Genomic DNA, 18,264 nt, shown 5'->3' with positions numbered 1-18,264 from the left:
GCAGAAATGCAGGCCTTTTTTTTCGCCTATTGTGCGGGTCTGCGCGGATGGGCCGCGCGACCTGCCCTACCCAGCCAGATCGCCAGGCAGAGCCGCGTTGAATCGGCTCCAACTGCGGCCGGATGTCCAGCACGCGCGTCACGCCCAGCACGTTGTCGTAGTGCAACGGGCGCGAGCCAATCAACTGCCGTCGCATGGCATCGTCGCTCAGTCCGTATTCGTCATCGCAGCGGATCATCTGCAGGCGATCTTCCACGTAAGCGACAGATGCATCACCCGGTGTCGGTTGGTGGGCGGGCTTTCGCATCAACTCATCCGTCGTTCGAGTTGTGAAAAAGCGTCGTGATGCGAGCACCGCACACCGCCCTTCAGGCCTGCAGGCGTCGCCCTTGCAAGCCTTATACGCAACATATACGATTCGTATATTCCACAAAGAGTCCCCCCCATGGGCATCGTCAACATCGACGACGAACTGCACGACCAGCTTCGCCGCGCCTGCACCGTCAGCCATCGCTCGATCAACGCCCAAGCCAACTTCTGGATCAAGATCGGCATGCTCTGCGAACTGCACCCGGAACTGAGCTACCAGCAGATCGTCGCCGAGCAGCTGCGCAGCGCCGGCGTGCAGACACCGCGGTTGGCCGAGCGCCACACATGATCAAGAGCGCCCGGGAAATCGAACTGATGGCGCAATCCGGCGCGCTGCTGGCCCAGGTGTTCGACCACCTGGACACGCTGGACCTGCGCGGCCGCAGCACGATGGACATCAACAATCTGGTCGAGCGGATGATCGTTGAAGAGCTGCACGCGCGTCCGGCCAGCAAGGGCCAGTACGACTTCCCGTTCGTGCTCAATACCTCGATCGATGACGTGGTCTGCCACGGCATGCCCTCCGCCGACGACGTGCTGCGCGAAGGGCAGATCGTCAACCTGGACATCACACTGGAGAAGAACGGGTTCATCACCGATTCCAGCACCACCTATCTGGTTGGCGAGGTGCCCTACCCGGCCCGGCGACTGGTGCAGGCCACGTATCAGGCCATGTGGAAAGGTATCGCTGCGGTACGTCCCGGCGCGCATACCGGTGACATCGGCCATGCCATCGCCCGCTTCGCGCGCGGACAGGGCTATACCGTGGTCAAGGAATACTGCGGCCATGGCATTGGCCGTGAAATGCACGAAGAACCGCAGATCCTGCATTACGGCCATCGCGGCACCGGCGTGGAGCTGCAGGAAGGCATGGTGTTCACCATCGAACCGATGCTCAACCAGGGCAAGGCGGCGATCCGCCACCAGCCCGACGCGTGGCCGGTGCATACCCGCGACGGCAAACTCTCCGCCCAGTTCGAACACACGGTGGCGGTTACTTCCGCCGGCGTGCGCGTGCTGACGTTGCGCAAGGGCGAGCGCGCGCCGAAGTAACTCCTGTACAAGACAGCGCCGCCCCGCGCCGTTTTCCCGCGTGTCCCCGCCCGAGGCGACGACACGCAGCAGCCCTGGGTCAGGCCGGACCGAACCCGCGGGTGGTCTTCTTTTCGCTCTTTTCCGCCTTCTTTTCCTTGGCGGTCTTGGCAGGTTTCTTCTTCTGCTCTTTCTTCTTGTCCAGACCCTTGCTCATTGCGGTAATCCTTTTGTCGGTAGCGACGGCGCGAGCATGCCACATCTGCCAGCCGCCAAGGCGTCGGACGCCTTTCGCGACGTGCTTCACGTCACCCTCGACGCGGCAACCGCTAAGCTCGGGCGGTCGCCACACGAGCCATGCCGATGCCAACCCTGCCTTCCCTGCGCCGTGCCTGTGCGCTTGCCCTGCTGCTGCCCCTGGCCAGCCTCGCACACGCCGCCGAACCGGTGCGCGCGGTGGATACGCTGGATATCGACCGCTATGCCGGGCAGTGGCACGAAATCGCCCATCTGCCGGTGTCCTTCCAGAAGAAATGCGTCGGGGACATCACGGCCACCTACGGGCTGCGCAGCGATGGCCGCATTTCGGTACTCAACGGCTGCCGGGTCGAGGACGGCACCCGAATACAGGCCGAAGGTGTCGCACGCCCGGTCAAGGGCGAACCGGGTCAACTGGAGGTCCGTTTTGCCCCCGACTGGCTGTCCTGGGTGCCGCTGGTCTGGGCCGATTACTGGGTGATCGCGCTGGATCCGGACTACCAATGGGCGGTGGTCGGCGAGCCGGACCGCAAGTACCTGTGGATCCTGTCGCGCTCGCCGAGCATGGAACGCGGGCAGTTCGAAGCGCTCAAGGCCCGGGCCGAAGCGATGGGCTACGACCTGGCTCCGTTGAAGGTTCTCGCGCCACTGCGCTGATCCGCCGGCCGCGCCGCGTGCTGCCCAACCCCACCTGACGCCCCCGTGCCCGCCCGCTGCCACTGGCAGCGGTGCGCGTTAATCTCTTGCGTTCAGGTGAGTGCCTGTGCACGCCACCATACGCCGTAGTATCTTTCTCTCCACGCACCCCTTCCGCGAGGACCTGCGCCATGCTCCACCGCTTCCGTTTCATCCTGATCGTCCTGTCCGTCCTCGCCCTTGCCGCCTGTGGCGAGAAGGTGGTCAAACGCGTTTCCGAACCGGCCAGCAGCCTGCAGCAACTGACCGTCAACGTCGATGGCAGCTGGAAGGTGGCCCTGCGCCTGCAGAACTTCAGCTCCATGCCCATGCGCTTCGATGACGTTGCCCTGAAGCTTTCGGTCGGCGATGCCGAGGCCGGCACCCTGAGTGCCAAGCCCGGCGTATCGATCGGCGGCGCATCGGCCGATGTGATCGAACTGCAGCTGCAGCCGGCCGCCCAGGCCCGCCTGATAGTGGCCGACGCGCTGGCCAGCAACCACACGCTGGCCTACACGCTGGAAGGGTCGGTGTCGGCCACGCCGGAAGAAAAGAAACAACGCACGTTCCAGATCAACAACCGCAGCACCCTCAACCACGCCCCGGGCCTGCCCGGCGTGCTGCGCTGAGGCGACGCACTTTCATCGCCGCGCCACGCCCCCGCCCCCTGATCGAGATGCTTCAACGATGAGCAGCTATACCGCCCCGCTTTCCGACCTGCGTTTCGCCCTGCATGACGTGCTCAAGGTAGAGCCGCTGTTCGCCCGCCTGGGCTTCACCGACGCCACCGCCGACGTAGTGGATGCCGTGCTGGAAGAAGCCGGCCGCTTCAGCGCTTCGGTGCTGGCACCGCTGAACAGCGTGGGCGATGAAGTGGGCTGCGTGCTCGACCAGGCCAGCGGCGAGGTCACCACCCCGCCCGGTTTCAAGGCGGCCTATGACCAGTTCGTGGAAGGCGGCTGGACCGGCCTGACCGCCTCGCCGGAGGTCGGTGGACAGGGCCTGCCGCACACCCTGGGCGTGCCGCTCAACGAGATGATCAACGGCGCCAACCTGGCGTGGGGCAACTTCCCGTTGCTGTCGCACGGTGCGATCGAGGCGCTGAAGCAGCATGGCGAAGCGTGGCAGCACGACGCCTTCCTGAAGCCGCTGATCGAAGGCCGCTGGACCGGCACCATGTGCCTGACCGAACCGCATTGCGGCACCGACCTGGGCCTGCTGAAGACCAAGGCCGAGCCGAACCCGGACGGCAGCTACCGCATCACCGGCACCAAGATCTTCATCACCGCCGGCGAGCACGACCTGACCGACAACATCGTGCATCTGGTGCTGGCCAAGCTGCCCGATGCGCCCCCGGGGGCGAAGGGCATTTCGCTGTTCGTCACCCCGAAGTTCAAGGTCGACCGCGACGGGAACGTCGGCGAGCGCAACGCACTGCGCTGCGGTTCCATCGAGCACAAGATGGGCATCAAGGGATCGGTCACCTGCGTGATGAACTTCGACGGCGCCGAAGGCTACCTGGTCGGCCAGCCGCACAAGGGCCTGCAGGCAATGTTCACCATGATGAACACCGCACGCCTGGGGGTGGGCCTGCAGGGCATTGGCCTGTCCGAGCGTGCCTACCAGAACGCGCTGAAGTATTCGCGCGAGCGCCTGCAGTCGCGTTCGCTGAGCGGGGCCAAGTTCCCGGACAAGCCGGCGGACCCGATCCTGGTGCACCCGGACGTCCGCCGCATGTTGCTGACGATCAAATCGTTGGTGGAAGGCAGCCGCCTGCTGGCACTGCACGCGGCGACCCTGATCGATGTGGCGCACAGCGCGCAGGACCCGGCCGAGCGCGAACGCGCAGACACCCTGGTGAGCTTCCTGACCCCGATTTCCAAGGCATGCCAGACCGAATGGGGCATCGAGAACACCTACAACGCGCTGCAGTGCTTTGGTGGCCATGGGTACATCCGCGAACACGGCATGGAGCAGCTGGCCCGCGATGCGCGCATCACCACGTTGTATGAAGGCACCACCGGCATCCAGGCGCTGGACCTGATCGGCCGAAAGACCGCCTCCAGCCAGGGCGCGGGCCTGAAGCTGTTCCTGGCTGAGATCGAGACGTTCGCCAAGGCGCATGAAGGTGATGAGGCGCTGGCGGAGTTCATCGCACCGCTGCGGGCGAAGGCCGCCGAATGGGGTGGGCTGACGATGGACGTGCTGAAGCGCGCGGCTGCCAGCCCGGATGAGCTGGGTGCCGCCAGCCACGATTACCTGTTCTATTCCGGGTATGTGGTGCTGGCTTACTGGTGGGCCCGCAGCGTGGCCGCGGCCGATGCCAGCGGCCAGACGGCGGCGTTCAAACTGGCCAAGCGGGAGACCGCGCGGTTCTACTTCGCGCGCGTGCTGCCGCGCACGCTGGGCCATGCTGCCGCCATCCAGGCCGGTGCGGATTCGCTGATGGCGATGGACGACGCGCGCTTCGGCGCCTGAGACAGGGCAACGGCCGAAGCATGACGGCCAGCGGCCGTCACTACCGGGCCGTGGCCTGCATTCCTCTGGAGAAAAGCCCCCTTCTGTTGAAGGGGGCGCGCCGACAGGCGGGGGTAGAGGAAGAATGCGCGGGCATTTTGTGTACTCCCCCGCGCTGCAAGCTCAGGGGAATACACAAAATGCAAACATTCGGGTATAAGCTGTTATCCCGATGGAGACAGACACTACACGCTTGGGTCTGATCACTACCGGAGCTGCCTTTCCCGCTCCGGACGCCGGGTCATCGCCCGGGCCCAGCCCCCTGCACCGCCCCGGCAGTGTCCGCCTGCTCTCCCTTGATGCCCACGGTCGTGTCCTTGACTGGATCAACTGGCAGGATGCCTCGTGTCTGTATGCACGTGGCGCGGTGGCCTGGACCCTCGGCGACCCCTGCCTGCACATCCACGGCGGGACCAACCGGCTAAGCGGGCTGCGCAGCGGCCTGGACCTGCATCCGATCATCGCCACCCGTGGCCATGCGCGTTCCCGCGCCCCCGACCCCACCCCCAACCTCACCAATGCCGCGCTCTTCGCGCGCGATGCGCATCTTTGCCTGTACTGCGGCCAACAGCATTCGCGTCCCGTTCTCACCCGCGACCATGTGATGCCCCTGTCCAAGGGCGGCCTGGACGTCTGGGAAAACGTGGTCACCGCCTGCTTCCACTGCAACTCGCGCAAGAGCAACCGGACCCCGCAGCAGGCGGGCATGCCCTTGCTGGCCGTGCCTTTCCGGCCGAGCTGGATCGAACACCTGATCCTCTCCAACCGCAACATCCTGGCCGATCAGATGACGTTCCTGAAGGCACAGCTGCCGAAGAAGTCCAAGCTTTCCGCGTGAAGCCACGCGCGGCCAAACTCACTGCGCGCTCACGCATGTCGGGGTCTGCTTGCTCCACCCCGGTTTGAGCGCGAAAATAGCCGGTCAGCACAAGTACGAACATGATGATCGACTCTGCCCGCTATCCCCGCCTCTCGCGCATCCAGACACCGGAAGAACTGCGCACGTTCGACGAATCCGAACTGAGGGCCATCGCCGACGAATTGCGCGCCTACCTGATCGAATCGGTTGGCCGCAGCGGGGGGCACTTTGCTGCCGGCCTGGGCGTCATCGAACTCACCGTGGCGCTGCACTACCTGTACCAGACGCCGCATGACCAGCTGGTCTGGGATGTAGGCCACCAGACCTATCCGCACAAGATCCTCACCGGCCGTCGCGACCAGATCCACACGGTCAAGCAGAAGGACGGCGTGGCGCCGTTCCCGAAGCGCGAGGAAAGCGAGTTCGACACCTTTGGCGTCGGCCATTCGTCGACCTCCATTTCCGCCGCGCTGGGCATGGCGATCGCACGCCAGCGCGAAGGCGATGACCGTCGCGTGGTGGCGGTCATCGGCGATGGCGCGATGACCGCCGGCATGGCGTTCGAAGCGCTGATGCACGCCGGCGGCATGGAACCTGAGCCGAACCTCCTGGTGATTCTCAACGACAACAACATGTCGATCTCCGAGGCCGTCGGCGGGCTGACCAAGGTGCTCGGCCGCGCCACCGGCAGCCGCACGCTCAATGCGCTGCGCGAAGGCGGCAAGAAGATCCTCGGTGACAAGCGCAACAACCCGGCGCGCTTCGTCAAGCGCTGGGAAGAACACTGGAAGGGCATGTTCGTGCCCTCCACCATGTTCGAAGAGATGGGCTTCCACTACACCGGCCCGATCGACGGCCATGACATGCCTGCGCTGCTGTCCACGCTGAAGACGCTGCGGACGCTGAAAGGCCCGAAGCTGCTGCACGTGCTGACCACCAAGGGCAAGGGCTACGAGCCGGCCGAAGGCGACCAGATCGGCTACCACGCGGTGGGTCCGTTCGATCCGGTCAAGGGCCTGGTGGCCAAGGGCGGGGCGAAGAAGCCGACCTATACCGATGTGTTCAGTGACTGGCTGTGCGACGCCGCTGCGGCCGACCCACGCATGCACGCCATCACCCCGGCAATGCGCGAGGGCTCCGGCCTGGTGCGCTTCAGCCGCGAGTATCCAGAACGCTACTTCGACGTGGCCATTGCCGAACAACACGCCGTGACCCTGGCCGCCGGCATGGCGACCCAGGGTGCCAAGCCGGTGGTGGCGATCTACTCCACCTTCCTGCAGCGCGCCTATGACCAGCTGGTGCACGACGTGGCGATCCAGAAGCTGGACGTGCTGTTCGCCATCGACCGCGCCGGCGTGGTCGGCCCGGACGGCGCCACCCATGCTGGCAACCTGGACCTGAGCTTCCTGCGCTGCGTGCCGAACATGGTGGTGATGGCCCCATCCAACGAGGCCGAATGCCGGCAGATGCTGAGCACCGGCCTGCAGTACGCCGGCCCGGCCGCGGTGCGCTATCCGCGCGGCAGCGGCACCGGCGTGGACGCTGGCAGCGATCTGTCCACCCTGCCGATCGGCAAGGGCGAGATCCGTGTGGAAGGCAGTCGCGTGGTCCTGCTGGCCTTCGGCAGCACCGTGCCGGCGGCCGAGGAAGTGGGCCGTGCACTCGGCTTGACCGTGGTCAACATGCGCTTCATCAAGCCGCTGGATCGCGAGCTGGTGCTGCAGCTGGCCGCACGCCACGACGGCTTCGTCACCATCGAAGACAACGTGGTGGCCGGCGGTGCCGGCTCGGCCGTGGCCGAACTGCTGAGCGCCGAGGACGTGCTGAAGTCGATCCTGCACCTGGGCCTGCCCGACAGCTTCCAGCATCATGCCAGCCGCGAAGACCTGCTGGGCGAAGCAGGCATCGATGCGGCGGGTATCCGTGCAGCCGTGCTGAAGCGCTGGCCGACCTTGCAGGCCGGCAGCGCGCCGCTGAGCGCGGCGGGCTGAACCCGGGACTGACGGCCGCTGGCCGTCAGCTGTTGCCGGGGTGGGGACGACCGTTGGTCGTCACGCTCTGGCCGCTGCGCTCGCCGAGCATGGCTCGGCGCTACCGCGGTAGTGACGGCCGCTGGCCGTCAGCTGTTGCCGGCGTGGGTGAGGACCGTTGGTCGTCACGCTCCGGCCGCTGCGCTCGCCGAGCATGGCTATGCCGGTCGTCCTGACCGGCACCCTCCGGGCCGTCGCAAGCGACGTTGGCAGCGGCTCCTGCCGCTGCCTGCGGCGCTACCCACGGCCGGATGACACGCGCGGTCAACGCACCATGAACTGCCCACGGCAGCCGTTGCTGACCCATACGCCGTTGCGATCCCAGCCCCAGCTCTGGCCCTCGATGCAGGCCGTGCCGGACTTCTGCTTCACCAGGCGGGCATCCTGGCGGATGGTGACGTTGCAGCGGCGCTGGCGACGGTCATTGGAATCGCAGTCGATCACCTGGCCGGACGAACCCCAGCCATTGCCGTTGCCATTGCCGCCGCCCCAGTTGCCCCCACCGTGGCCGGGTCGCGACGGACGCCCACGTTCACCGACAAACTCCGCGCGGCAGCCGTTGCTGACCCACACGCCGCCGCGTGACTGGCCCCAGCTGCGGCCTTCAACGCAGGCGGCACCTGACAGCTGGCGGACCAGCCGTGCGCGGCCGTCCAGACGGCATTCCTGATTGCGGTTCTTGATCGACTCACAGCGGATCGTGTTGCCCCCGCTGTAGCCATAGCGATCGTTGTCGCGATACTGCGCCTGCGCGGAGCCGGCAATGCCCGCGCCCACCAGCAAGGGGAGACAGACGGCCCACAGCATCGAAGGGCGGCGCGAAACAGACAGTTCCTGGGTCATCGTGGTGCGTCCTGGTGTGGCGGAATGAGCCGAGCATGGCGCAACCGGAAGGCCGCGCAAAGACAGCCCGCACACCCTCGGTCGCTGCCCATTCAAGTAGGCGAGCGGAAGCTGAACGAGTTCATCCGATTTCGGACCCGGCGCGCGGTGTCAGCCGTAACTGACGGTATCGACGAAGGCGTCGCTGACCTCCACGCGCACCGAGCAGGCCTGCCCGGTACGGGTGTGCAGCTCACGGGCCAGCGCATCGGCGAAATCGAACGCCGCACTGCCCTCGTGGAAGGAAATGGCTTCCGGCTTCTGCGGATGCAGCACGCGCCAATGGCGCTGCTCGTTCTGGACGCGGATCAACATAAGGTCTCTCTCCATGATCGGACGGGTTGCCATGAAGGCCGACGATCGCGGGCAGCTACCTTGCTACCGCTGTGCTTCGCCTGATCCATGACACCAATGGCCCCCGCCAGTTACGGAGGCTAGGGCAGATTCCAGTCGCACGGCATCAGGGTTTTCTGAAATTTCAACCGAAGCGGAGGGCCTCCACGACCGTGCCAAAGGCAGCCACCTGCACCGTCACCGCTGTGCCGGTGTGGCCGTGATGAGCCAGGGCCAGCGCTGCGGCGGCATCGAAAGCCTCTTTTCCGCAGATGAAATTCCGGGAACGCTCCCAGCTGGGATGCACGACACGCCAGTGGCGGCTGATGTTCTGGACGACGATGACCATGGACGGGCTCTCCGGATTGCAGCGGGGGCGCCATAAGCGACAGCGCCATGCATGCAGCCTAGGTCGCCGCCCCTGGGAGACCCATCGTTCCGGTCTGAATTGCCCTGCCCTCACATGACTGACGCTGTTCACGAGCCCGATTCCGTGATGCTTGTCACGGCGCTTTAACCATTTCACACTACGTACACCTTAGGGGGCCCCTTCCACATGCGCACCTTTCTGTACCAGCGTCCTTCCCTGCTCAAGTTCTACTTCGGCGCCAGCTATGTGATCCTCGTCGAGGAGCTGATCCGCGCATCGCTGTTCTGACACGCCGGTGGACGCCGCGCCCGGCGCATTGAACAATCACTGGCTCCAATGCCTGCGTGAGTGTTCCATGTCCGACCTGCCTGCCCTGCCCGTCCTGCAACCCGGCCGCTACCGCCATTTCAAAGGCGGCCTGTACGAAGTCCTGGACGTGGTCCGCAGCAGCGAGACCCTGCAGCCGATGGTGCTTTACCGCGCACTGTATGGCGAAGGCGGCCTGTGGGTGCGCCCCTATGCGATGTTCGTGGAACAGGTGGACCGCGCGGACGGTAGCCAGCCGCGTTTCGCCCGCCTCGACGATTGACCGTCAGGCCGACACCGCCGCATGATCGGTGCATCTCCCGGCGGATGTCCCGATGCGTAACGCGTGCCTGGCCCTGATGGTTTGTTCCACGCTCTTCGTCAGTGGCGCCGTGCAGGCACAACAGGCCGACGAACCGCCGTCGTTTGATCGCCCCGGCATCGGCCTGGGCACCGGCATCGTGCCGCGCGGCGCGCTGGCACTGGAGCTGGGACTTCCCTCCCATGAACGCGATCGCGATGCCGATGGTCTTCGCACCGAACAGCTCTCCGGCGAGGTGACGCTGCGCACCGGCCTGTTTGAACGCTGGGAACTGCAGTTTTCCGGATCGCCCTGGCAGCGCCAGCGCAGCCGTTTATCCGGCATGGCCAGCACGCGCGCACAAGGCGGCGGCGATGCACAACTCGCCCTGAAGTGGGCACCGCCGACCGGTAGCGAGACCGACCGCTGGGCACTGCTGGGGTCGGCCACGGTGGCACGCGGCGACGCAGCATTCAGCGAGGGGCGCCAGTACGCGCTGGCAGGCAGTTATGAGCATGACTTCAGCGACCAGTGGACCGGTGCACTGTATGCCAGCCACAGCCGCGGTGACGGCGAGCGCAGCACGGTGTGGTCGCCCAGCGTATCGCTGGCCCTCACGCCCCGGCTGTCTGCATTCGTGGAGGCTGGGGTGACCAAGGAACACGGCGAGCCACGGGAAACGGTGGCCGGTGGCGGGGTGACCTGGATGTGGACCGATCGGGTCCAGTTGGATGCGTCGTTTGATGCCGGTCTGGACGCCCACAGCCCGGACCTGCAGGCCGGGCTCGGGATTTCCGCGTACTTCGACTAAGCGTACCGACGAGGATCAGCACGTCAGGCAGGCTTTACCACGGTGCGAACATGGTGACCCCTACGATCACCAGCACCACGGCCAACGCGATCATCAGGTAATGGCTCTGGCGCCAGGAGGGTTTCGGTTTTCCAGGGGTATTCATGGGTAGTGCTCCAATGCGTTGGCTTACCCCCACAGAGTGCGTTACATCCGGCATCGGCGAAGTGCACGCCGCGTGCAGGCCGCGTCAGCATCATGCGTCCCCGGCCTGCACGAAAAAGGCCCGCGCTTCACGGCGCGGGCCTCTCGTTCCTGCCTCAGTGCGGCGTTACCTGCGGGTGCCGTCCAGCCAGTTCGGTCCCTTGTTCTTCAGGAAGAAGATATAGACCACCAACGACACCGCAATCACCGCGGTGATGTAGATGACGAACTCATTGACGCGACCAGCCTTCAGCGCGCCCTGGTACAGCAGCGGCGCGGTGCCGCCGAACAGTGAGTTGGCCAGCGCGTAGCCCAGGCCGACGCCCAGTGCGCGGATGTGCGCCGGGAACAGTTCAGCCTTCACCACCGCGTTGATCGACGTATAACCGGTCAGGATGACGAAACCGGTGGCCAGGATCAGGAACGCCGACAGCGCCGAGGTCTGCTGCGGTAATGCGGTGACCAGGTACCAGGTGTACAGCACGCCACCGACACCGAAGAACACCAGCAGGCTCTTGCGGCCGATGCGGTCGGACAACAGGCCACCCAGCGGCTGCAACAGCATCAGGAAGGTCAACACACCCAGGTTGATCAGCGTGCCGGTGATCACGTCGTCACCGGCGAAGGCGGTCTGGATCATCTTCGGGCCGTTGATGGTGTAGGTGTAGAACGCCACCGTACCGCCGGCAGTGATCAGGAAGCACAGCAGCAGCGGGCGCCACTGGTTGACGAACAGTTCGCGCATCGACCCGCTGGCCTTGGCCTTGCCATCCTTCGCCGCTTCGATCGATTCCGCGCTCAGCGATTCATCCATCGTCCGACGCAGCCAGAACACCACCAGCGCCCCGATGCCGCCGATGCCGAAGGCCACGCGCCAGCCCCATTCGGACACGTGCGAGGTGTCCCAGGACAGCAGCATCACCAGCAGCACGGCCTGCGCCAGGACGTGCCCACCCACCAGGGTGACGTAATGGAACGAGGACAGGAAACCGCGCCAGCCGGGCACGGCCGCTTCGGACATGTAGGTGGCACTGGCGCCGTACTCACCGCCGGTGGCAAAGCCCTGCAGCAGGCGTGCGAACAGCAGGATCACCGCCGCCCATATGCCGATGGACGCCGCGGTGGGCGCGATGGCGATCAGGAAGGAACAGGCGGCCATCACGCTGACCGACACGGTGAGCGCCAGGCGACGGCCGTAACGGTCGGCAAAGCGGCCGAAGTACCATGCGCCGATCGGGCGCATCAGGAAGGTGGCAGCGAAGATTCCCCAGATGTACATCGTGGAGTTCTTGTCGTCGGCCGAGAAGAACTGCGATTCGAAGTACTTGGCGAACACCGAGTAAACGTAGACGTCGTACCACTCGACCAGGTTGCCGGCCGAGCCTTTCAGCGTGTTGGACACCGAACGTTTCAGCGCAGCGCGCTCCGAAACGGGCGATGCCGCGGTGGATTGGGAAATACTCATGGGGGAAAACGGCCCTCAGGTTGAGCCCACGGCAGGGGCATTGGATCCGGCAGCCGCCGACGACGCGCCATGGCGTAGTAGGCAGGGATGCCGAGGCAAGTACCTTACCTGAGGATGACGTGAAACACCGTTACACCTTCGGGCTATGGCGTTTACGGGTCGCCTGCTCCCACGACCTGCGACTTTTCGCTGAATGCGCGACGGTGCAGGTCGTGGACACCACGTTGATGCGGTCGGGCGCATCCTGTCATTCGTTACCAGCGCGTGAGTGCGCCGAGCACCTCTTCCCATGCCGCAGCTGTCAGAGGAATTGAAAGTCCAGGAAAGGATGACCGCCGTAGGCGCCCTCCAGGTGCTGGATGCGGCAGCGGGAGCGTCATTGGACCGCATCACGCAGCTGGCGGCCTTCGCATTCAACGCACCGGTCGCCTTCGTCTCCATCGTCGGCGTGGATAATCAGCGCTTCATCTCACGGGTCGGGCTGGAGATCAGCGGAACCGACATCCGTTCCTCTGTCTGCTCCTATACCATCACCTCACCTGACGTGATGGTGGTCAGCGACCTGCGCGCCGATCCGCGATTCGCGGAAAACGGCCTGGTCTGCGGTCCACCGCATCTTCGCTTCTATGCAGGCGCGCCGTTGATCGCCAAGAACGGCGTGGCAATCGGCGCCATCTGCGTCATGGGCGCCGAACCGCGCGAGCTCGGCGAAGACGAACGCCAGCACCTGAAAACGCTGGCCGCCATGGCGATGAGCCAGCTGGAACTGCGGCGCCTGTCCGGCCGCCAGGATCCGGTCAGCGGCCTGTCCAACCGCCATCAGTTCCATATCGACTATGACGGGCTGGTAGCGCGCGCCACCGCCGGAATGATGTACGCCGTCATGCTGGACGTGCTGGACGTGCCGCGCCTGGACGAAGCCGGCCAAGCGCTCGGGATGCCCCCACTGGAAGCGATGCTGCATCGCTCCGGCGTACGCCTGCGCGTGGCGCTCGAAGACATCACCGATGTCTATCACGTCGGCGTGAGCCGTTTTGCGTTCCTGATCGACCTGCCCACGCCCGACGACGTGGAGGCGCTGCTGCTGGAATTGAAGCAGCGCGTGATCCGCCCGGTGATGGCCGCCGCGGTGCCGATGTCGCCGCAGTTCCATGCCGGCATCTGCGCCTTCGATCCCACCACCGACAGCAGTAATGACGTGCTGCGCAAGCTGCTGGTGGGCGTGCAGGCGGCGATCAGCAGCCGCCGCGATTTCTGCTGGTACTCCGAGCGCCGCGACGAACTGCTTCGGCGTGGTTACCGGCTGGCCGCCGATGCCGAACGCGGCCTGCGCCGCGAAGAGTTCTACCTGCTGTTCCAGCCGCGCGTGGACACGCTGACCGGCGCGGTGGTGTCGGCCGAGGCGCTGATCCGCTGGAACCATCCACGGCTGGGTCCCGTCGGGCCGGGCGAGTTCATTCCGGTGTTCGAACGCACTGCGCTGATGCCGGCGGTCAGCGACTGGGTGGTGGACGCGGCGCTGGATCAGCTGGCGGCGTGGCAGCGCGACGGCCTTTCGTTGGGCATGTCGATCAACCTGGCCGCGTCCGATCTGTCCACCGACGGCATGGCCGAGCGCCTGCTGCAGAAGCTGGCCGCGCGTGACCTGCCCCCGACCCTGCTGGAAATCGAGATCACCGAGGGCGAATGGCTGCGTGCCAATACCGTCGCCGGTGACCAGCTGGCGCGCCTGGCCGGAGTGGGCGTACGCGTGGCGATCGATGACTTCGGCAGCGGTTACAGCAACTTCGGCTATCTCTCGCGGCTGCCGATTTCCACCATCAAGATGGACAAATCACTGGTGGACCATCTGGGCGATGACCCGGGCGCACGGCTGAAGGCGAAGGCCATCATCGAGCTGGCCAAGGGCCTGGGCTACACCACCGTGGCCGAAGGCGTGGAAAGCCTGGAGCAGCGGCAGGTGCTGACCGAACTGGGCTGTGACCAGCTGCAGGGGTACCTGTTCGCCGAACCCCTGGCGGCGCACGAACTGGCGTCGATGATGGCCCGGTAATGACGGCCGCCTTCGGTGGGTGACGACCGTTGGTCGTCACGCTCTCGGCCTGCCGCTGCGCTCGCCGAGCATGGCTCGCGCTACCAACGAAACGAAAAAGGCCCGCGCATTGATGCACGAGCCTCTTCTTCACCACAGTGGTCGGGACGGCCGGATTCGAACCGACGACCCTCTGCCCCCAAGGCAGCAGCCCTGATCGGGCTAAGCGGATGATTGGATGGGAAAACCGACCTCCGGCGGCGGCGCCAAACATACCCTTCCAAGCCCATGTGGATCAGATAGTTACAGTCTCATAGGGTGACACTGCGCAGGCGCCAGCGGGGTCAAAACGAACGGCTATCTGCCTCATCTTCGCTGCCTCGGTCCGCAGGCGATCAGCGCTTCTGCGCCTCCGCGCACGTGCCTCCCACCCTCCGTCCCTCTCCCGCTCCAACAGCCTGGCCTGTTCTTCGAGCGAGGCACTGCGTGCGCGCGCCCAGCGTGCTTTGCTGATGTTCGTATTTGCCATACAGCTATGGTGATGCGGCGTCGTCGCATGAACCGATACGCAGGCAACGGCAGCTGACTGAGGCTGTTGAATCACCGCACCGGCGTTCCAGAGACGCCACGCATGACCCAGCCCACAGACCAGACCCGCGAACGCTTAGCGACATGGGAATTCGAACTCCAGACCGCACGTGGCTATATCAAGGCCTTGGAGTACGGCTTGCACGCGGTGATTGCCGAGCACCAGGACCCGGTCGCTCTGGCGACCCTATGGGCACACGTGCTGCCGGAGGTGGCCGACCAACAAGCCAGCGTGAAGGGGGGCACACCGATCTACCACTCCGCCTTTCAGCAGGCCCTGGCGGTGATGAGTGAAGAGATCCAGGGCGCAGCGGATCGGCACGGCAGCTAGGACACGGAACAGCTCGACGGGTTCTACCCCGTCTCACCACGTCTTAACCTGTGCCGCTTAGGCTATGAGAAACCAAGGATGAGAGATTTAAATGAGAAGGAAAACGGTTGCGATCCTTAGTCTCTTCTTGTTTGGCGCTTCTGGCAGTTCAGGCGCTGAAGCGATCGAGGCTGACGAGCCCTACATCGTCACACCTGAAGAGGTTGCCGATTATAGAACCCGGACGGGCGCGAGCATGAATGACGCAATCTCTAGCTTGGAGCGTGAGGAGATGGCGAGTTCGGAGGTAGGCGCGTTGAGAAGATCTTATGCCGAAAGGCTTGCTGGACTTTATTGGCAGCCCTATCCCGACCATGGGGTCATTATCAGACTGACGGGTACGGAGCCCGTACCGAATCGTCTTATACAGACGCCCGCTGGCCCCGTCATGGTAACGTTCCGCACTGGTGCACCAGCCACGATCAAAGACCTGACTTCCCGTCTCAGACGGGCTATGCCTAAGCTTGTTGAGCAAATTCCAACACTAAGGGGAGGCTGGGTGGATGAGAAAAGCGGAAATGTAATCCTGGACGTAGGTATGCCTGAGCAACGATCGAAGTCAGCACTCTCTGAGGCGGGCGCGCTCCGCCGCTTGTTGGACGCTGAGGTGGAGCTTAGATTTGACCGGCCTGGGCTCGAGCACATACAGGGACTAGAAGAACAAGATGAACATCATGCGCGAAGGGTGCCGATTCAGTCGATGTCATCGGCCGCGCTGCCGCAGGTAGGTGGGGGTAGGCAACTAATGGGCGGGGCTGCTCAGTATTGCACGGTAGGCTTTGCAGTGAAGCACGCTGAAACAGATGTAAGAGGGGTCGTAACGGCAGGGCACTGTCCTAACGATTTGGTTTACATGAGCTATCCGGCCGCAAACGAAACTCTGCCAGCTGTGGTTGCGCCGGTTGAATTGGTTTCAGAACACTGGGGCGCAGAAAATGACTTTCAGTGGCATACCTTCCCCTCTGGGCATCCGGTCGTTGGTACATATTGCACTTCGCGTTATAGTTGCGGCGGGGTAATTCAAAGTTCGAATAGCACGCCAGAGATAGGTCGGGCGGCATGCCACATGGGTCAAGCCACGGGACGGAGCTGCGGTACGGTCACGACCAATGAATACATCTTTCCTGGAAGGTGCGACAACGCGGTGACAGAAACCTGCCCGTCGGGCAACTGGATGCGAATAGATGGCCCGAGCCTCGCTTGTGCTGCGGGTGATAGTGGCGGGCCCGTTTACAGCGGCTGGACGGCATACGGATTGGCGAAAGCTGCACTTTACACCTCTCCCTTACCTGGCGGGTGCCAGACAGTCATCGTTATGCCGATATCTCGGCTCAGTGCGGCAGGCCTCAAGCTCCTTCATTAATCGAGTGCATTCTGTGCCGAAGTGCTATGGCTTTCTTAAGACTGGAACAATGCGGTTCTATTGAGTCTAAGCACCGCGGCAGGCAAGCCCACCGGGGAACGCAGTCCGCTGGTGTAGTCCTTGGCCGTCCCGGTTGCCAAGGTGCACGACGCGCGAAGGTCAGAGGGGGCACCGGGGAGTATGTGCGTCCATGTGCGGCCGATTCGTCCAGACCCCCATCTTCAAGCCTGACCAGCTCGGCCTGCCCGACTTGGCGCAGGACCTGCTCGAGCTGCCGCCCAGCTACAACCGGGCGCCGACCCAGCGCGCGTCGGTCATCCTCGACTGCGGCACGGGGAGGCAGGTCACCCGGCTGGCATGGGGCCGCCTGCCCTTCTGGGCCAAGCCCAAGGGCCTGCAGGGATCGACGATCAACGCGCGGATCGAAACCGTGGCCACGAAGCCAGCGTTCCGCACTGCCTTCAAGAAGCGCCGCTGCGTGGTGCCGATGGCGGGCTACTACGAATGGCCCGTCAACCACAAGGAAGGGAAGAAGGATCCGTGGTTCATCCATGCCGCCGGACCGCTGCTGGCGGCCGGCCTGTGGGAAGACACCAGCCCACTGCTAGCCGAGGGGAACCTCGGCACCTTCACCATCATCACCGGCGACAGCAGCGGCGTCTCGGCCGACGTCCACGACCGCATGCCGGTGTGGCTTCAGCCCGGGCAGGTGGACGACTGGATGGCCGCCGAGCCCGATGATGCCATGGCGATGCTTCTGATCAGCGAGCCTCCGGCGATGGAAGCCCACCGCGTCAGCCGTGCCGTGAACTCGCCCAGGAACAACGTGCCGGATTTGCTCGCGGCCGTTGCGTAGGCATTGCCAGGCCCTTACGCAGCATCTTCGACCGGATCAGCTGGCGCCTGTGCCCCGGCGTCTGGTTCTTCGACCTTGACCGCCTCAAAACGGTAGGTGGAGCCGACCTCGAGCGGGGAGGACACGGCTTTGAAAAACAGGTGACCAATGTGATCCCGACGTAATCCTCGAGATGCAGCTCTATCAAATCCTGGATCTTGCCGACCTTTCCGGAACTTGGATCGCGCACTAAACGCTCGAGGAAGTTCGGCACGTTCTCGAAGACGACCACCTTAGGCCGGATAGCTTTGACAACATCCAATCCAACGAAAAATAGACCATTTCGATGATCTTTGTCGGCATCATCCGGCAACTCCCGGTTACCCCTTCGCGCATTAGCTGTACTAAAGCTTTGGCAAGGAGGCGTCAGCATGACCAGGTCTACTGCAGAGCTTGCGAAATGCGCCGCAATCGCGGGAGCATCTTCCCGAATGTCCCCCCAAAGTCTTTCGGCGGCGATGTTTGCCTCGTGCACGGCTCTACGATGAGGGTCAATTTCGCATGCGCCCAAACAACGCCCGCCGGCGAGCTTCAGGCCATAGTCTCCTATCCCTGCCCAGAGAAGAGGCTGACGAAGGTGAAGTCCTTGTTGGTCGATACGTCGCCGCGAAGAAAGCGCGCGTAT

General features: G+C 64.4%; 16 protein-coding genes. 12 read left to right on the top strand and 4 right to left on the bottom strand.

What is annotated here, in order from left to right:
* Positions 1-445: 445 nt before the first annotated feature.
* The 7 genes from IFT63_RS04045 (at position 446) to dxs (ending at position 7,701) form a co-directional block, all read left to right on the top strand.
* Positions 446-658, top strand: a complete 213-nt coding sequence (locus IFT63_RS04045; protein WP_042612050.1) for a ParD-like family protein — start codon at positions 446-448, stop codon at positions 656-658.
* On the top strand, positions 655-1,422 hold the full coding sequence (gene map / locus IFT63_RS04040) for a type I methionyl aminopeptidase (RefSeq protein ID WP_192083310.1): 768 nt from the start codon (positions 655-657) through the stop codon (positions 1,420-1,422). The genes IFT63_RS04045 and map overlap by 4 nt, the downstream gene beginning before the upstream one ends.
* Before the next feature lie 342 nt (positions 1,423-1,764).
* Positions 1,765-2,316, top strand: coding sequence for a lipocalin family protein (locus IFT63_RS04035; protein ID WP_152620516.1), 552 nt, complete (start codon positions 1,765-1,767; stop codon positions 2,314-2,316).
* A gap of 170 nt (positions 2,317-2,486) precedes the next feature.
* Positions 2,487-2,963 carry an LEA type 2 family protein gene (locus IFT63_RS04030; protein WP_192083309.1) on the top strand — a complete coding sequence of 159 codons (477 nt, stop codon included), beginning with the start codon at positions 2,487-2,489 and terminating at the stop codon, positions 2,961-2,963.
* Between the two features lie 58 nt (positions 2,964-3,021).
* Positions 3,022-4,812, top strand: a complete 1,791-nt coding sequence (locus tag IFT63_RS04025; RefSeq protein ID WP_192083308.1) for an acyl-CoA dehydrogenase C-terminal domain-containing protein — start codon at positions 3,022-3,024, stop codon at positions 4,810-4,812.
* A gap of 211 nt (positions 4,813-5,023) precedes the next feature.
* Positions 5,024-5,689, top strand: coding sequence for an HNH endonuclease (locus tag IFT63_RS04020; RefSeq protein WP_080335007.1), 666 nt, complete (start codon positions 5,024-5,026; stop codon positions 5,687-5,689).
* Positions 5,690-5,793: 104 nt separating this feature from the next.
* Positions 5,794-7,701, top strand: coding sequence for a 1-deoxy-D-xylulose-5-phosphate synthase (dxs, locus tag IFT63_RS04015; RefSeq protein WP_192084123.1), 1,908 nt, complete (start codon positions 5,794-5,796; stop codon positions 7,699-7,701).
* 303 nt (positions 7,702-8,004) lie between these two features.
* On the opposite strand, the gene IFT63_RS04010 is transcribed toward dxs, so the two are convergent.
* The 3 genes from IFT63_RS04010 to IFT63_RS04000 all read right to left on the bottom strand — a co-directional run bounded on the left by IFT63_RS04010 (position 8,005) and on the right by IFT63_RS04000 (position 9,304).
* Positions 8,005-8,583, bottom strand: a complete 579-nt coding sequence (locus IFT63_RS04010; RefSeq protein ID WP_235306017.1) for a DUF3011 domain-containing protein — start codon at positions 8,581-8,583, stop codon at positions 8,005-8,007.
* A gap of 150 nt (positions 8,584-8,733) precedes the next feature.
* A complete protein-coding gene (locus IFT63_RS04005) occupies positions 8,734-8,937 on the bottom strand; it encodes a hypothetical protein (RefSeq protein ID WP_042612980.1) in 204 nt (67 codons plus the stop codon).
* A 163-nt stretch (positions 8,938-9,100) separates the two neighbouring features.
* Positions 9,101-9,304, bottom strand: coding sequence for a hypothetical protein (locus tag IFT63_RS04000; RefSeq protein ID WP_192083307.1), 204 nt, complete (start codon positions 9,302-9,304; stop codon positions 9,101-9,103).
* A 376-nt stretch (positions 9,305-9,680) separates the two neighbouring features.
* Between IFT63_RS04000 and IFT63_RS03995 the strand changes: the two genes are divergently transcribed.
* Positions 9,681-9,914: a DUF1653 domain-containing protein gene (locus IFT63_RS03995; protein WP_192083306.1), complete on the top strand. Its 234-nt coding sequence runs from the start codon at positions 9,681-9,683 to the stop codon at positions 9,912-9,914.
* 52 nt (positions 9,915-9,966) lie between these two features.
* Entirely contained in the window at positions 9,967-10,743 is a 777-nt protein-coding gene (locus IFT63_RS03990; protein ID WP_192083305.1) for a transporter, read from the top strand.
* Positions 10,744-11,053: 310 nt separating this feature from the next.
* On the opposite strand, the gene IFT63_RS03985 is transcribed toward IFT63_RS03990, so the two are convergent.
* The gene (locus tag IFT63_RS03985; protein WP_101100744.1) at positions 11,054-12,391 is read right to left on the bottom strand and encodes an MFS transporter; all 1,338 of its coding nucleotides are present in this window, start codon (positions 12,389-12,391) and stop codon (positions 11,054-11,056) included.
* A 328-nt stretch (positions 12,392-12,719) separates the two neighbouring features.
* On the opposite strand from IFT63_RS03985, the gene IFT63_RS03980 reads away from it, so the two are divergent.
* From IFT63_RS03980 to IFT63_RS03970, 3 genes are all read left to right on the top strand, one after another.
* Positions 12,720-14,444, top strand: a complete 1,725-nt coding sequence (locus IFT63_RS03980) for a sensor domain-containing phosphodiesterase (RefSeq protein ID WP_197974212.1) — start codon at positions 12,720-12,722, stop codon at positions 14,442-14,444.
* Positions 14,445-15,054: 610 nt separating this feature from the next.
* Positions 15,055-15,342, top strand: a complete 288-nt coding sequence (locus tag IFT63_RS03975; RefSeq protein WP_192083304.1) for a hypothetical protein — start codon at positions 15,055-15,057, stop codon at positions 15,340-15,342.
* Positions 15,343-16,934: 1,592 nt separating this feature from the next.
* Positions 16,935-17,600 (top strand): SOS response-associated peptidase, encoded by a 666-nt coding sequence (locus tag IFT63_RS03970; protein WP_192083303.1) that lies wholly within the window; start codon positions 16,935-16,937, stop codon positions 17,598-17,600.
* Positions 17,601-18,264: the final 664 nt, after the last annotated feature.

This window comes from Stenotrophomonas sp. CFBP 13724 (assembly GCF_014841975.1).
GTDB classification, from domain to species: domain Bacteria; phylum Pseudomonadota; class Gammaproteobacteria; order Xanthomonadales; family Xanthomonadaceae; genus Stenotrophomonas; species Stenotrophomonas lacuserhaii.
The sequence above is the reverse complement of the archived record's forward strand: the minus strand, read 5'-3'. Positions and strand labels throughout refer to the sequence as shown.

Excerpts from the sequence above, each read along its gene's own strand:
- IFT63_RS03990 (WP_192083305.1), top strand. The coding sequence starts at position 9,967 with ATGCGTAACGCGTGCCTGGCCCTGATGGTTTGTTCCACGCTCTTCGTC.
- IFT63_RS04000 (WP_192083307.1), bottom strand. The coding sequence starts at position 9,304 with ATGGTCATCGTCGTCCAGAACATCAGCCGCCACTGGCGTGTCGTGCAT.
- IFT63_RS04045 (WP_042612050.1), top strand. The coding sequence starts at position 446 with ATGGGCATCGTCAACATCGACGACGAACTGCACGACCAGCTTCGCCGC.
- map (WP_192083310.1), top strand. The coding sequence starts at position 655 with ATGATCAAGAGCGCCCGGGAAATCGAACTGATGGCGCAATCCGGCGCG.
- IFT63_RS03995 (WP_192083306.1), top strand. The coding sequence starts at position 9,681 with ATGTCCGACCTGCCTGCCCTGCCCGTCCTGCAACCCGGCCGCTACCGC.
- IFT63_RS04025 (WP_192083308.1), top strand. The coding sequence starts at position 3,022 with ATGAGCAGCTATACCGCCCCGCTTTCCGACCTGCGTTTCGCCCTGCAT.
- dxs (WP_192084123.1), top strand. The coding sequence starts at position 5,794 with ATGATCGACTCTGCCCGCTATCCCCGCCTCTCGCGCATCCAGACACCG.
- IFT63_RS04020 (WP_080335007.1), top strand. The coding sequence starts at position 5,024 with ATGGAGACAGACACTACACGCTTGGGTCTGATCACTACCGGAGCTGCC.
- IFT63_RS04005 (WP_042612980.1), bottom strand. The coding sequence starts at position 8,937 with ATGTTGATCCGCGTCCAGAACGAGCAGCGCCATTGGCGCGTGCTGCAT.
- IFT63_RS03970 (WP_192083303.1), top strand. The coding sequence starts at position 16,935 with ATGTGCGGCCGATTCGTCCAGACCCCCATCTTCAAGCCTGACCAGCTC.
- IFT63_RS04010 (WP_235306017.1), bottom strand. The coding sequence starts at position 8,583 with ATGACCCAGGAACTGTCTGTTTCGCGCCGCCCTTCGATGCTGTGGGCC.
- IFT63_RS04030 (WP_192083309.1), top strand. The coding sequence starts at position 2,487 with ATGCTCCACCGCTTCCGTTTCATCCTGATCGTCCTGTCCGTCCTCGCC.
- IFT63_RS03975 (WP_192083304.1), top strand. The coding sequence starts at position 15,055 with ATGACCCAGCCCACAGACCAGACCCGCGAACGCTTAGCGACATGGGAA.
- IFT63_RS03980 (WP_197974212.1), top strand. The coding sequence starts at position 12,720 with ATGACCGCCGTAGGCGCCCTCCAGGTGCTGGATGCGGCAGCGGGAGCG.
- IFT63_RS03985 (WP_101100744.1), bottom strand. The coding sequence starts at position 12,391 with ATGAGTATTTCCCAATCCACCGCGGCATCGCCCGTTTCGGAGCGCGCT.
- IFT63_RS04035 (WP_152620516.1), top strand. The coding sequence starts at position 1,765 with ATGCCAACCCTGCCTTCCCTGCGCCGTGCCTGTGCGCTTGCCCTGCTG.